This window comes from Fundidesulfovibrio sp. YSD1 (assembly GCF_055397115.1).
In genome coordinates this window covers 1,961,269-1,975,889 of sequence record NZ_AP043666.1, presented here as the reverse complement: position 1 = coordinate 1,975,889, position 14,621 = coordinate 1,961,269, and the positions used below count along the sequence as shown (strand labels likewise).

The window sequence follows — 14,621 nt, the reverse complement described above, 5'->3', positions numbered from 1 at the left end:
GCGTGGCCGCCGGGGCGTTCCATCCCTGCTTCCACGACGCGGCCCGCGCCACCCACGGCAGGCTCCACCTGCCCGTGGCCGGGCCGTGCAACATCTCCTGCGGCTACTGCGACAGGCGCTACGACTGCGCCAACGAATCGCGCCCGGGCGTGACCACGCGGCTCATGACCCCCCTGGAGGCAGTGGAGCACGCGGCCCGCGCCCTGCATGCCGATCCGCGCATCGGCGTGGCCGGTGTCGCCGGGCCGGGCGACCCCATGGCCGACCCGGAGGCCACGCTGACCACCTTCGCGCTCCTCAAGTCCCGCTTTCCCGCCATCGCCGGGTGCGTCTCCACCAACGGCCTGGGCCTGCCGGGGCTCGAGGGCGACCTCTGGGACGCCGGGGTGCGCTTCGCCACCGTGACCGTGAACGCGGTGTCGCCTTCCGTCGGCGCGCGCATCTACACGCGCGTGCACTGGGGCGGCCGGGCGCTGTCCGGCGAGGAGGGGGCCGGGCTCCTGGCCTCGCGCCAGATGGAGGCCGTGGCCGCGTTCAAGCGCCGTGGCTTCGCGGTCAAGGTGAACATGGTCCTCGTGCCCGGGGTGAACGAGGGGGAGGTGACGGCCGTGGCCAGGGCCGTGGCCCGGCTCGGGGCGGATCGCATGAACCTGATCGGGCTCCTGCCCGTGGCGGGCACGCCCCTGGGCAGGCATGGCGCGCCGTCGCGGGAGCTTCTGGCCGGGCTCAGGCTCAAGGCCGGGCGGCATCTGCCCCAGATGGCGCACTGCATGCGCTGCCGCGCGGACGCCTCGGGGCTTCTGGGGGCCTGCGCCTAGGCGCTTCCCGGCCTCACGCCAGGCGGCAGATCAGCCGGGCGATGTACGGCCCCGCGAGCACCACGGCGAAGAGCCTCATGGTCTGGAGGGCCAGCACGAAGGGGATGTCCGAGCCGCTGCCCACGGCGATGATGGCCACGGAGTCGAGCCCGCCCGGGCTCGTGGCCAGGTAGGCCGTGAGCGCGTCCACGCGCGCGAGCGCCGTGAGCATCCAGGCCGAGAGCCCGCACAGCCCGATGAGCAGGAACGTGGCCAGAAGAAGCGCGGGGATGGCCCGCAGGGCGTGGCGGATCACGCCCGGCGTGAAGCGCAGGCCGATGTGCCAGCCCAGGAGCGCGTAGGCCGCGATCATCAGCCACTGGGGCAGGGTGATGTGCATGATCCCGGCCGAGTTGAGCGCGGCCCCGGCCACCAGCGGCCCGAGCATGGCCCCTGCCGGGACGCGCAGCTTGCGCCCGGCCAAGGACCCGGCCAGGGCCAGGGCCAAGGTCTGCGCGAGCGGGACGAGGGGCTCGGAGAGGCCGAGGTCGAAGGGCTGGGCCGGAGCCTGGCCCTCCACGCCCATGAGCAGCCTCGAGACCGCCGAGGCCGTGAGCACCACCACGAACACCCGCAGATACTGCATGAAGGCCACCAGGCGCACGTCCGCGCCGAACTCCCCGGCCATGGCGGTCATGGCCGCCGCGCCCCCCGGCGACGAGCCCCACGCGGCCGTGACCCCGGGCAGGGTCCCGCGCTTGGTCAGCACCCAGCCCACGATCCCTCCGGCCGCCAGGCTGGCCGTGACCACGCAGAGCATCACCACCCAGTCCCGGGCCAGCGACATGAGGATGGAGGGCGTGAAGGCCCTGGCCACCATGCAGCCGATCAGGGCCTGGGCGGCCAGGAAACCGGCGTCGGGCACGCGGATGGCCGCCCCGCGCAGGCCGAAGGCCACGCCCGCGAGCATGGGGCCGAGCAGGAAGGCCGCCGGAAACCCGGTGTGTTGCAGCGCCCAGGCCAGCGGGGCGGAAAGGGCGGCCAGCAGGGTCCACTGGCCGGCGTGTCGCAGGGAGGTCATGGTGTTTCGCGTCCGTCCCGGCCGGAAGTGATGCCGGAGCGGGAGGGCGCTCCGGCCGTGGCCGGGAAGAACCGGACTACATCCGCGCCCGGGTCATGGCAAGCCGGGCCCGCGCGGGCCCGGCTCACAGGGGGATGCGCAGGGTGAACTCCGCTCCGGCTCCGGAGTTCGCGCCCACCACCCCGCGCAGCTGCGCCGCCAGCGAGCCCACAAGCTGCATGCCGAGCGTCTGGGACGAGTCCAGGCTGAAGTCCTCCGGCAGGCCCTTGCCGTCGTCGCTCACGGTGAGCACGGCGTGGCCGCCCTCGGCGGCGAGCGCCACGCGCACCGTGCCCGTGCCCCTGCCCGGGAAGGCGTGCTTGAAGGCGTTGGTGGCCAGTTCGTTGACCAGAAGCCCGAAGGGGATGGCCCGCTCCACGGGCAGGGGCACCGGGTCGGCCTCCACCTCGACGCGGATGGCGAGGTTGCCCGCCACCGAGGCCGCGAGCTTGGGCAGGAAGCGTTCCAGGAACTCGCCCGCGTCGATCCTGTCGAGTTCGCTGGTGCGGTAGAGCTGCTCGTGGATGTGGGCCATGGAGGATACCCGGTTGCGGCTCTCCTCCAGGGCGCGGATTCCCTCCGGGTCCCTGCATTCCTGCTGCTGGAGGTAGAGCAGGCTCGAGACCACCTGGAGGTTGTTCTTCACGCGGTGGTGGATCTCGCGCAGGAGCACCTCCTTCTCCTTGAGCGAGGCGGCCAGGCGCTCCACGTCGCGCCGCCGCTCCGTGATGTCCACCGAAGTCTGCACGCGGGCAATGCTCCCGTCGATCCAGCGCACGGCGCGCTCGTGGTGCAGGAGCCAGCGCCCGATCACGGGGTTGAATTCCTCGCGCACGTTCTCCTGCTCGGGTTCGACTCCCGACATGAAGAGCCCGGGCATGGTGCAGTCCTCGCAGGGGGCCTGCCTCTCCCGGAAGGACATGTGGCATTTGCCGCCCGTGCAGTCCCGGTTGAAGGTGGTCATGGCGGCCTTGTTCATGAACAGGATCTCGCAGTCCTCGATGCGCACCACGTTCACCCCGGCCGGGACGCTCTCGAGCACCGTGGTCAGGGTGCGGTTCAACTCCGCGAGCATCCGCGCGGCCCTGCGCGCCTGGGTCACGTCCGCGAAGGTCACGGCCACGCCGCCGGGCTTGTCGTCCTCCCCGGCCAGGACAGGGGCGGTGTTCACGGATATCCACACGAAGCCGGGCCCCGCCGGAACGCCCATGAGCGCGTCGCGCACGGGCTCCCCCGTGGCCAGGGTGCGCGCCGCCGGGTCCTCCCCGGCGGGAAGCGGCGTGGCGTCCTCGCGCACGCACAGCTCGGAGAGCGCGAGCTTCCCGCCCTCACGGACCTTTTCCCCTCCCAGTATCCTCCTGGCGAAGCCGTTCAGGGAGAGGATCGTCCCCTGGGGGTCCAGGAGCACGATGCCCGTGTCCGCGGCCTCCACCACTGCGCGGTAGCGCTCGCGGTTCTCCTGGAGCGCCTTCTCGGCCTTCTTGCGGTCGGTGATGTCGTGGATGATGGAGAAGAGCAGGGTGCGCCCCTCCACCTGCACGGGGGAGGAGTAGACTTCCACGGTGCGCATCTCGCCGTTTTTCAGGCTGTGGGGGAAGATGAAGTACCGGACGCGCTTCTCCTTGGCCTGCCTGCGCAGGGCGTCGACCTCGGACGGGGGCAGCGTGTTGATCCTGGAAATGGGCATCCCCAGGAGCTCCTCGCGGGCGTAGCCGTAGAACTCCAGGGCGCTGGCGTTGGCGTCCAGGATGGCGCCGGATTCGGGCTCGATGAGCAGGAGGATGGCGTCGTGGTCGTGGAAGAGCGCGCGGAAGCGCCCTTCGCTCTCGCCCAGCTTCGCCTTCAGGCGTTCGAAATAGGCCAGGATCACCGCGATGGCCGCGAGCAGGCCGAGCGTCGCCCCGGCGAGGAACCCCCAGAAGGCGGGGCCGTACATGGGCCTCAGGAAGGGCAGGTCGAGCTGGTGCAGCCCCCAGAGGATGAACGCCCATCCCGCTATCGGCCTGCCGATTCCCCCTTGCGGGCAGCCGGCCAGCAGGGCGCGGCCGCAGGCCACGAGCGCGCCCGCGAAGAACACGTACGCCGGGACGTGCAGCCACGGCTCCGGGACGTCCAGGACTGCGGCGAGCGCGGCCCACGCCGTGATGGCGGCGACGGCCGCGTAGGCCGCCCTGCCGGGGGACTTGCCGCTGAAGCTCGCGGCTCCGGTCAGCAGAAGCAGGGCCGTGACGGCCATGAGGCAGTGCTCCCCGGCCAGCAGCAGGGGGGACGGCCCCCCGGAGATCCCGATGGCGATGGCCACGTTGCGCGCGGCGTGGGCCAGCCATGCCCCCGCCCAGGCCAGCAGGGCGCGTTCGCGGTACCTGACATAGAGGAGGCAATAGATGAAGACGATGCTCGTAAAGCACGTCGAACCGGCGAGCAGGGCTACGACAAGCCAATTGTTCATGCCGTCTCCGCCTTGGGACAGGCAGGTGGTTACGCTCCGTAGAGGGCGGCTTATGGTCAGTAACCGGGATTCTTATAGTCGTGTGCGCGGAAATTCAAGGATTTTTTCTGTTTTCGTGTCCTCCTGGGGACAGGCGAACAATCCGGCGGCGCCGTCCCGGCGGGGAGGGGGAGAAAATGATCCTGCATGAGCACATGGCGGCATATGGGGTGACGAAATCGGGTTTGCCGCTACGATTCCCCGATCGGCTGATCTCCTTTCGCGCCGCTCATGGGGCGCGCTCCCCCGAGCGCGCCGGACTGCCCGTCTAACGGCCTTGCCGGGCCGGTGAACGGCGGCCCTGCCCGCCGTTCGCCGAAGCGCCGAAAAACCGTTCGCCGCCCACGGCATCACCTCCAACCACTCGCCGAAACACCCCTTTTTTTTCTCCTCGCCCCGTTTACAAGGAAGCTGCGGGCGCACCCGTCGCGCGCCGGGCAGTCCGCAAACCGCACCGCAAGGAGAACCCAGATGAGTCACCGCATCGACGAAACCGAGTTCCAGGACCTCGTTCGCAAGAGATGGTCGGTCTCTTTGTCCATGACCGCGCTCATGCTTGTCATCTATTTCGGCTTCATCCTCCTCCTGGCCTTCAACAAGGCCGTGTTGGCCCAGAAGATCGGCGAGCACATGACCTGGGGCCTCCCCGTGGGGCTCGGCGTGATCCTCTCCGCCTGCGCGCTCACCGGGCTCTACGTGCGCTGGGCCAACACCAGCTACGACAAGTCCGTGAAGGACATCATCGAACACATGAAGGGGTAAGCCATGAACGACTTCATCTCAAAAATCGGACAACCCGACCCCCTGGCCATCGGATTCTTCTTCCTCTTCGTGGCCTTCACCCTGGTCATCACCTACTTCGCGGCCAAGAAATCCAAGACCGCGTCGGACTTCTACGCCGCCGGGCGCTCGGTCACGGGCTTCCAGAACGGCCTGGCCCTGGCCGGCGACTACATGTCCGCCGCGTCGTTTCTGGGCATCGCGGGCCTTGTGGCCCTCAAGGGCTACGACGGGCTCATCTACTCCATCGGCTTCCTGGTGGGCTGGCCCATCATCATGTTCCTCATCGCCGAGCCCCTGCGCAACCTGGGCAAGTACACCTTCGCGGACGTGGTGGCCTACCGCCTGCGCCAGAAGCCCATCCGCGTGGCGGCATCGTGCGGCTCGCTCATGACCGTGGCCTTCTACCTGATCGCCCAGATGGTGGGTTCGGGCTCGCTTGTGAACCTGATGTTCGGCCTGCCTTACGAATTGGCCGTGGTCATCGTGGGCGTTGTGATGATCGCCTACGTGCTCTTCGGCGGCATGCTCGCCACCACCTGGGTGCAGATCATCAAGGCCGTGCTGCTCCTGGGCGGCGCTTCCGTGATGGTGGGCATGGTGCTCTCGCGCTTCGGGTTCGACCCCACGGAGCTCTTCGCGGCGGCCGCGCAAAAGTACGGCCAGAAGGTGCTGGAGCCGGGCGGGCTGGTGGCCAACCCCTGGGACGCCCTGTCGCTGGGCATCGCGCTCATGTTCGGCACGGCCGGGCTGCCGCACATCCTCATGCGCTTCTACACCGTGCCCGACGCCGAACAGGCGCGCAAAAGCGTGCTCTACGCCACGGGCTTCATCTCCTACTTCTACATCCTCACCTTCATCATCGGCTTCGGGGCCATGGTGCTGGTGGGCCAGGACGTGATCACCCGCTTCGACAAGGGCGGCAACATGTCCGCGCTGCTCCTGGCCGAGGTCACGGGCGGGACCATGTTCCTGGGCTTCATCGCGGCCGTGGCCTTCGCCACCATCCTGGCCGTGGTGGCGGGCCTCACCCTGGCGGGCGCGGCCACCTTCTCGCATGACCTCTACGTGAACGTGTTCAAGTCCGGAAAGACCACCGAGGAGCAGGAAGTGCGCATGGCCAAGCGCGCCACCATGGCCCTGGGCGTGGTGGCCATGGCCCTGGGCATCGCCTTCAAGGGCCAGAACGTGGCCTTCATGGTGGGCCTGGCCTTCGCCATCGCGGCCAGCGGCAACTTCCCGGCGCTCCTGATGTCCATCCTGTGGCGGGGCATGTCCACCTTCGGGGCCACGGCGGCCATCATCACGGGCTCGGTGCTGGCCGTGGGGCTCATCGTCATCTCCCCCACCGTGTGGGTGGACGTGCTGGGCTTCAAGCAGGCCATCTTCCCCTGGAAGAACCCGGCGCTCATCTCCATGCCCGCCTCGTTCTTTATGGGTTGGCTGGGCTCGGTCCTGGTGCCCGACCCCGAGGCCAAGGCGCGCTACGAGGAGCAGAAGATCCGCAACTACCTGGGAGTGGGCGTGGAATGAACCAGGACGAGGGATTCCTTGGGCTCACCGTGGGCAGCCTGAGCCTGCCCGGGCCGGTGTTCGTCGGGGAGCAGACCCCCGTGGCCGAGGCGGCGCGCGCCATGCGCGCCGCCCGCGCCACGGCCTGCCTGGCCGGGACGCCCGCCCGGGTCGCGGGCATCCTCACCGAGCGCGACATCGTCGCCGCCGTGGCCGACGGGGCGGACCTTACAGGCCCCGTGGGCGCGGTGATGAGCAGGGGCGTGGTCACCGTGGCGCGCGGAGAGCTGGTGGCCGAGGCCTTTTTGGCCATGATCCGGCGGAACATCCGCCGCCTGGCCGTGACGGACGATGCCGGGGCGGTCACGGCCATGCTGGACGAGCGCGACCTCATGGCCGCGCGCCTGGAGAGCCCGGTGTCCCTGGCCTGGGCCATCTCCCGGGCCAAGGACCCGCGGGACCTGGCCGAGGCCTACGCGGGCCTGGCCGCGCTCTTGCCGCGCTGGCTCACCCAGGGCGCGGACGTCTCCCGCGCCGGGGCGCTGGCAGCCGCCGTGCGCGACCAGCTCTTCTCCCGCGCGGCCGAGCTCGCCGCGCAGGACGGCACAGGCTCCGGCCCCGGCCCCCTGGCCCTGGCCGCGCTCGGCAGCGAGGGCAGGCGCGAGCAGTTTCTCGCCACGGACCAGGACAACGCCATGGTCGTGGGCCAAGGGGCCGACCCCGAGGCGGCCAGGCTCTACGCCATGAGGCTCATGGACGTGCTGGCCCGGGCGGGCCTGCCCCCGTGCCCCCACGGGGTCACGGCGGACAACGCCCCCTGGCGCATGACCCTGGAGGGCTGGCGCGCCCGCCTCGCGCAGCTCGCGCGCGAGCCCGGGCCGGAAGCCGTGCTGGCCCTGTCGCTGCTGGCCGACGCCCGGCACGTGTTCGGCGACCCGGCCCTGACCGAGGGGCTCAGGCAGGCGCTCGGCGAGGCCGTGCGCGAGAGCTCCCGGGCGCTTCGCTACATGGCCAGAGAGGCCGTGCGCTTCGAGCCGCCCGTGTCCGTGTTCGGGGCGCTGGTCACCGAGCGCACGGGCCCGGGCCGGGGAGGTCTGGATATCAAGCGCGGAGGCATCTTCCCTCTGACCCAGGGCGCGCGCGTGCTGGCCCTGGAGTACGGGGCCGGGCGCACGGACACCGCCTCCAGGCTCGCGGCGGCGGCCGAGGCCGGGGTGATCTCGGAGGAGACTTCGGGCGACCTCGCCCAGGCCATGGCCTTCATGCAGGAGCTCCGCCTGCGCTTCCAGGCCGAGGCCATCGCGGCCGGGCGCGAGCCGGACAGCTACGTTTACCCCGAGCGCATCTCGCGCCTGGAGCGCTCGCGCCTGAAGGAGTGCTTCAAGGCCGTGGCCGCCTTCCAGGCGATCTTGTCCAACAAGTACCAACTGCACCTGCTCACATGATCATCGAAGACGTGGTGGACTTCTTCCGGCAGGCCCCGCCCCTGTCGCTCCTGGAACCGGCAAGGCTCGCCTCCCTGGCCCGGCGCGCCTCGCTGGACTATTTCCCGGCCGGGTCCAGGGTGCTTGGCCAGGGCGGCGCGGCAGAGGGCAGCGTGCTCGCCGTGAAGAAAGGGTCCCTCGAAGCCGGGGGAGAGGTTTACGGCGAGTGCTCCGTGCTGGGCTGGGCCGAGCGCGAGGCCAACGCCCGGGAGGACTGCGTCTGCGTGCTCATCCCCCCCGAGGCCCTGGCCGAGGCCGTGCGCGGCCGGGCGGAACTGGCGGATTTCCTGGACGGCCGCCTCGGCCCCCGGGTGCTGGAATTGGGCCTGGAGGGCCTGGTGCGCGAGATACCGGCCTGGCTCTCCAGGCGGCCCCTGGCCACGGTCACGGCCGGAGAGGCCGCCAGGCCCGGCGAGCCCCTGCCGTGCGGCACGTCCATAGGCGACGCGGCCCGGGCCATGACCGAGGCCGGGCTCGACGCCGCAGTGGTCCTCGGCCAGGGCGGGCGCCCGGCCGGGCTCGTCACGGACCGGGACTTCCGCTCCCGGGCCGTGGCCGCCGGGCTCGGGCCGCGCGAGCCCATCGAGAGGATCATGACCTCGCCCGTGATCTCCCAGGACGCGGGCGCGTCCTGCTTCGAGGCGCTCATGGCCATGACCCGCCACCACGTGCGCCACGTGGTGGTCATGGCGGGCGGCAGGGCCCTGGGCGTTCTGTCCTCGCAGGAGCTTCTGCTGCGCCAGGTGGGCTCGCCCCCGGCCCTGGCCGCCAGGATCGCCGGGGCGACTGGAACCGGCGAGCTCGCCCGCGTGGCGGCCCTGCTTGACCCGCTGGCCCTGGGGCTTCTGCGCGAGGGCGCGGGCGCTTCGAGCCTGGGGCGCATCGTCGGCGGGCTGCGCGAGGCGCTCGCGGCCAGGGCCTGCGTCCTGGCCGAGGAGGAGCTCGGCCCCCCGCCGTGCGGGTACGCGCTCCTGCTGCTCGGCCGGGCCGCCCGGCGCGAGGGGCCGGCGCTGTGCCCGCTGTGGCACGCCGTTGTCCACGAGGACGCCCCTGGCGAGGCCCATGGAACGGACCACGGAACAGAGTGGTTCGCCCGCCTGGGCGAGCGCCTGGCGCACGCCTTCGAGTCCATGCACATGGCCGGGGCCCCGGGCTCGCCCAGGGCGTCCGACGGGGACTGGCGCGGCACGCCCGGGCAGTGGCGCGAGCGCCTGGAGGGCTGGATGGCCCACGGGCCGCAAGACCCGGGGCACCTGGATTTCCGGCCCGTGCACGGCGCGCTGTGGCTGGGCGAGGCGCTTCGCGCCCACGTCACGGGGCTCGCGCACCGGGCCGGGCTCGGCGTGCTGGCCCCGCCGCCCGAGGCCCCGGGCGAAGAGAGCCCGGCCGAGGGCGCGGTGAACGCCGTGCGCGCCTGGGCGTTCGGCAGGGGCGTGACCAGGATATCGAGCGTGGAGCGCGCCCGGGAGCTGTGCCGGGTGAGCCCCTTGCCGCCGGAGTTCGCGGCGGCGCTCGAATACCTCACGGCCTGGCGCTGGGTGGGAGAGGAACTCAGGCAGGGGCCCATGGCCCGGGCCATGGAGAGGATGTGCCGCAAGGCGGCGGGGAGGGCTCGCGATGAAATGGTGGCCGTGGACGGACCGTAGCGCGGACGTGCCCGTGGGCCGCGCGGATTTCGTGGTGTTCGATCTGGAGACCGGCGGGCTCGACCCGTCGCGCGACGATATCCTGTCATTCGGGGCGGTGCGCATGCGCGGCGGGCGCATCGACCTGGGCGGCGTGATGGAGGCCAGGGTGCGCCCGCGCGCGGGCGCACCCTCGGCGGGCAGCGTGCGCGTGCACCAGCTCACGCCGTCGGAGTTGGCGGACAAGCCTCCGCTCGAAGAGGTTCTGCCCGCGTTCCTGGAGTTCTGCGGCAACGCCGTGCTGGCGGGCTGGCACGTGGAGCTGGACATGGCCTTCGTGCGCGCCTGGGCCAAGCGCCTGGGACTCAAGCCCGTGAACAACCGCAGCCTGGACGTTTTGGGGCTCTACCTGGCCATCAGGGGCGGGCGGGGCTCGCAGCTCCTGGAGGAGCTGCCCTTAAAGGACGCCACGCTCTACAGCGTGGCCAGGGCCCTGGGGGTCTCGCCCAGGGGCGCGCACGACGCTGCCGGGGACGCCTTCCTCACGGCCCAGGTGCTCCAGCGTTTTCTCTCGATCCTGCGCACCTCCCGCGAGGGCGAGGACCCGGCGCTCTCCACCGTGCTCAAGCTGGCCAGGCCCTCGTCGCCCGCGCGGGCCGCGCCGCACCCGGCGTTCTGAAAAGCCGCTCACCGGCGGGGATGGGCCGTTTGCCAAAAAACGCATGGGGTTTTCCCGACGCGTGTGCTACGGCCGTGAAATACCATCTTCCATATCCAAGGAGCCTTGCATGACCGACAACATCGAAAGCCTGCTCCACGAAGACCGCATTTTCGAACCTGCCTGCGGCCCCTGCCGCGACAAGGCCCATATCAAGAGCCTCGAGGAGTACCGCGCCGTATACCAACGCTCCGTGGAGGACCCCGAAGGCTACTGGGGCGAGCGCGCCCGGGAACTCCTCACCTGGAGTTCCCCCTTCGGCAAGGTGATGGACTGCGATTTCGACAAGGCCTCCTTCAAGTGGTTCGAGGGCGGCAAGCTCAACGTGGCCGAGAACTGCCTGGACCGCCACCTGGACGGCCCCAGGCGCAACAAGGCCGCCATCATCTGGCAGGGCGACCGCGAGGACGACGTGAAGGTCCTCACCTACCAGATGCTCCACGACGAGGTGGTCAAGTTCGCCAACGTGCTCAAGGCCTCGGGCGTGAAGAAGGGCGACCGCGTGGCCATCTATCTCGGCATGGTGCCCGAGCTGGCCGTGGCCATGCTGGCCTGCGCCCGGCTCGGCGCGCCGCACTCCATCGTGTTCGCCGGGTTCTCGGCCCACTCGCTGCGCGACCGCATCAACGACTGCGGGGCCAAGGTGCTGGTCTGCGGCGACGCCGTGCGCCGCGCGGGCAAGGCCATCTCGCTCAAGGGCAACGTGGACGAGGCCCTCAAGGAGTGCCCCACGGTGGAGAAGGTCATCGTGCACGACTCCGCCGGGACCACGATCAACATGGTGGAAGGCCGCGACATCTGGTGGCACGAGGCCCAGGCCGCCCCGGGCGTGAAGGCCCCCTGCCCGCCCGAGCCCATGGACTCCGAGGACGTGCTCTTCATCCTCTACACCTCGGGCTCCACGGGCAAGCCCAAGGGCGTCTACCACACCACCGGCGGCTACCTGACCTACGCCGCGCATACCACCCAGCTGGTCTTCGACATCCAGGAGGAGGACGTGCACTGGTGCACGGCCGACATCGGCTGGATCACGGGCCACAGCTACATCGTCTACGGCCCCCTGGCGCTCGGGGCCACGTCCGTGATGTTCGAGGGCGTGCCCACCTGGCCGGGGCCCGACCGCTTCTGGGCCACCGTGGAGAAGTTCAAGGTGAACATCTTCTACACCGCGCCCACGGCCATCCGCGCGCTCATGCGCGAGGGCGTGCGCTGGACCCGGAACCACGACCTCTCCACCCTGCGCGTGCTGGGCTCCGTGGGCGAGCCCATCAACCCCGAGGCCTGGATGTGGTACCACGAGAACATCGGCAAGGGGAAACTGCCCATCGTGGACACCTGGTGGCAGACCGAGACCGGCGGCATCATGATCTCGCCCCTGCCCTACGCCACGCCGCTCAAGCCGGGTTCGGCCTCGCTGCCCCTGCCGGGCGTGGTGCCCAAGGTGGTGGACAAGGACGGCAAGGAGGTCTGCTGCGGCGAGGGCGGCTTCCTGGTGCAGACCATGGCCTGGCCCGGCATGCTCCGTGGCGTGTGGGGCGACCACGAGCGCTACAAGAAGCAGTACTTCGACGCCTTCCCCGGGGTCTACGAGACCGGCGACGGCGCGCGCATGGACAAGGACGGCTACGTCTGGATCATGGGCCGCGTGGACGACGTGGTGAACGTCTCCGGCCACCGCATGGGCACGGCCGAGATCGAGTCCGCCCTGGTGGCGCACCCGGACGTGGCCGAGGCCGCCGTGGTGGGCATGCCCCACGACATCAAGGGCCAGGCCATCTACGCCTACGTCACTGTGAAGGAGGGCGTGGAGCCGTCCGACGAGCTGCTCGCGGCGCTGAAAAAGCACGTGCGCACCGAGATCGGGCCCATCGCCACCCCCGAGGTCATCCAGTTCGCCCAGGGCCTGCCCAAGACCCGCTCGGGCAAGATCATGCGCCGCATCCTGCGCAAGATCGCCGAGGGCGAGACCTCTACGCTGGGCGACACCTCCACCCTGGCCGATCCGGGCGTGGTCACGGACCTGATCGAGGGCAAGGAGAAGCTGTTCGGCTAGCCCCGGCCTGCAAGGAGAATACAGGGCGGCCCGCCGTTTACGGCGCGGCCGCCCTTTACTTTTGCCCGCCGAAAACGCATTGTGTTCGTAACAACCGGAGTCCGCGCCGGGCGGCTGGCGGGTCCGGAGTATATCCCCTGCGCGAGAGGTGGCTCCAATGTCTTCGGGTTTCTTCTCCCGGCTCGCTGATGCGCGCCTCACGGTCAAGTTCCTGACCATATCCCTGATCACCCTGGCCGTGTTCGCTGCATCGCTCTTCGGAGTGATCCTGCCCAAGATGGAGGCCGAGCTCCTCGGGGTGCACAAGGATTCGCTGAACGCCGTGGTCGGCACCATCAACTCCTTCCTCAAGGAGTACGACGCGCAGGTGAAGCGCGGCGACCTGACCCTGGAGGAGGCCCAGAAGCGGGCCATCCACCGCATCCGCAACGTGCGCTACGGCAAGGGCGACTATTTCTGGGTCAACGACCTGGGCAGGCCCGTGCCCAGGATGATCATGCACCCCACCGTGCCGGAGCTTGACGGCAAGGTGCTTAACGACCCCAGGTTCGATTGCGCCGTGTCCGCCCAGCAGGGCATGGAGGGCAGGCTGGAGTCCTTCGACGGCAAGCCGCGCAACCTTTTCGCCGCGTTGCTGGCCGCGTCCGAGCGCACGGGCGAGGGGTTCATCGTCTACCGCTGGAACAAGCCCGTGCCGGGCGGCGGCGTGACCAAGGAACTCTTCCCCAAGCTCTCCTACGGCGTGGTCTTCGCGCCCTGGGGCTGGCTCGTGGGCAGCGGCGTGTACATCGACGACATCGACGCCAAGATCGCGGACCTGCGCCTGTGGGGCGCGGGCGTGCTGGCCGCGGTCTTCGCCGTGGGCCTTTGCATCACGGCCTGGCTGACACGGGCCTTCGTGGGCAGGCAGGTGGACGCCCTGGCCGCGTACTCCACGCGCGTGGCCGAGGGCGACCTCTCGGCCCAGGTGCCGCCGGTGTCCTTCCGCGCGGAGCTCGGCAAGCTCAAGCAGTCGCTGGTGTCCATGGTGGAGCGCCTGCGCGACTCCATCGCCCTGGCCGAGGAGAAGACCCGCGAGGCGGCCGTCCAGGCCGAACAGGCCCGCGAGCAGACCAAGCTCGCCGAGGAGTCCCGCAGCATGGCCGAGGCGGCCAAGCGCGAGGGCGAGATGACCGCCGTGGCCGCCATGAGCCAGGCAGCGGACGGCATCGGCAACGTCTCCGGCGAGCTCTCCGCGCTCCTGGCCGAGGCCGTGGACGGCACGGGCAGGCAGCGCAGGCAGGCCGAGGAGACCGCCCGCGAGGTGGACGACGTCACCCGCACCCTGGGCAACGTCTCGCGCCTGGCCTCGGACGTCGCGGGGCTCGCTTCCGACGCCAGCGGCAAGGCCCAGGCCGGGGCCTCCGTGGTGGAGCGCTCGGCCCAGGCCATCGAGGCGGTCAACGCCCAGTCCCAGGCCCTTTCGGCCTCCATGCACGAGCTGGGCAAGCAGAGCCAGGCCATCGGGGCCATCCTGACCACCATCGCCGACATCGCGGACCAGACCAACCTCCTGGCCCTGAACGCGGCCATCGAGGCGGCCCGCGCGGGCGACGCCGGGCGCGGCTTCGCCGTGGTGGCCGACGAGGTGAGGAAGCTCGCGGAAAAGACCATGACCGCCACCCAGGAGGTCTCGCGCTCCGTGGGGGCCATCCAGCAGAACGCCCGCGAGAACGTGGAGCGCATGGACCAGGCGGCCAAGGCCATCACCCAGGCCACCGGGCTCGCGCGCGAATCCGGCGGGGTCTTCGCGGACATCGTCGAGATCGTGGGCCGCTCCGCCGGGCAGACGTCCTCCATCGCCAGCCAGGCCCAGGCCCAGTCCGAGGCCATGCGCCAGGTGGCCTCGGCCGTGGACGCCATCGCCCAGGTGTCCGGGGACATCGCGCGAAACGCCCAGGAGTCCCTGGAGGCGCTCAGGCGCCTGGAGCGCGAGCAGGCCAGCCTCGGCGAGGTCATCGAGGGCTTCGAGTCCTCCGGCGGCCCCAGGGCGCTCGGCAGGTAG

The 14,621-nt window shown here is 70.6% G+C and carries 10 protein-coding genes; 8 read left to right on the top strand and 2 right to left on the bottom strand.

Annotation, left to right across the window (positions count from 1 at the left end):
* Window positions 1–2: 2 nt before the first annotated feature.
* Window positions 3–818, top strand: coding sequence for a radical SAM protein (locus ACZ5V4_RS09195; protein WP_464317823.1), 816 nt, complete (start codon window positions 3–5; stop codon window positions 816–818).
* A 13-nt stretch (window positions 819–831) separates the two neighbouring features.
* Here the strand turns inward: ACZ5V4_RS09195 and ACZ5V4_RS09190 are convergent, their stop codons facing one another.
* Together ACZ5V4_RS09190 and ACZ5V4_RS09185 are read right to left on the bottom strand one after the other, a co-directional pair.
* The gene (locus ACZ5V4_RS09190; protein WP_464314551.1) at window positions 832–1,878 is read right to left on the bottom strand and encodes an AbrB family transcriptional regulator; all 1,047 of its coding nucleotides are present in this window, start codon (window positions 1,876–1,878) and stop codon (window positions 832–834) included.
* A gap of 124 nt (window positions 1,879–2,002) precedes the next feature.
* Window positions 2,003–4,366 (bottom strand): sensor histidine kinase, encoded by a 2,364-nt coding sequence (locus ACZ5V4_RS09185; RefSeq protein ID WP_464314550.1) that lies wholly within the window; start codon window positions 4,364–4,366, stop codon window positions 2,003–2,005.
* A gap of 510 nt (window positions 4,367–4,876) precedes the next feature.
* Here ACZ5V4_RS09185 and ACZ5V4_RS09180 point away from each other — a divergent pair.
* From ACZ5V4_RS09180 to ACZ5V4_RS09150, 7 genes are all read left to right on the top strand, one after another.
* Window positions 4,877–5,167, top strand: coding sequence for a DUF485 domain-containing protein (locus ACZ5V4_RS09180; RefSeq protein WP_464314549.1), 291 nt, complete (start codon window positions 4,877–4,879; stop codon window positions 5,165–5,167).
* Window positions 5,168–5,170: 3 nt separating this feature from the next.
* Window positions 5,171–6,718 (top strand): sodium:solute symporter family transporter, encoded by a 1,548-nt coding sequence (locus ACZ5V4_RS09175; protein ID WP_464314548.1) that lies wholly within the window; start codon window positions 5,171–5,173, stop codon window positions 6,716–6,718.
* Window positions 6,715–8,142: a putative nucleotidyltransferase substrate binding domain-containing protein gene (locus ACZ5V4_RS09170; protein ID WP_464314547.1), complete on the top strand. Its 1,428-nt coding sequence runs from the start codon at window positions 6,715–6,717 to the stop codon at window positions 8,140–8,142. Before ACZ5V4_RS09175 ends, ACZ5V4_RS09170 begins: the two co-directional genes overlap by 4 nt.
* The gene (locus ACZ5V4_RS09165) at window positions 8,139–9,827 is read left to right on the top strand and encodes a DUF294 nucleotidyltransferase-like domain-containing protein (protein ID WP_464314546.1); all 1,689 of its coding nucleotides are present in this window, start codon (window positions 8,139–8,141) and stop codon (window positions 9,825–9,827) included. Before ACZ5V4_RS09170 ends, ACZ5V4_RS09165 begins: the two co-directional genes overlap by 4 nt.
* Window positions 9,799–10,485 (top strand): 3'-5' exonuclease, encoded by a 687-nt coding sequence (locus ACZ5V4_RS09160; protein WP_464314545.1) that lies wholly within the window; start codon window positions 9,799–9,801, stop codon window positions 10,483–10,485. The genes ACZ5V4_RS09165 and ACZ5V4_RS09160 overlap by 29 nt, the downstream gene beginning before the upstream one ends.
* Window positions 10,486–10,594: 109 nt before the next feature.
* Window positions 10,595–12,577, top strand: a complete 1,983-nt coding sequence (gene acs / locus ACZ5V4_RS09155; RefSeq protein ID WP_464314544.1) for an acetate--CoA ligase — start codon at window positions 10,595–10,597, stop codon at window positions 12,575–12,577.
* A 157-nt stretch (window positions 12,578–12,734) separates the two neighbouring features.
* Window positions 12,735–14,621, top strand: coding sequence for a methyl-accepting chemotaxis protein (locus tag ACZ5V4_RS09150; protein ID WP_464314543.1), 1,887 nt, complete (start codon window positions 12,735–12,737; stop codon window positions 14,619–14,621).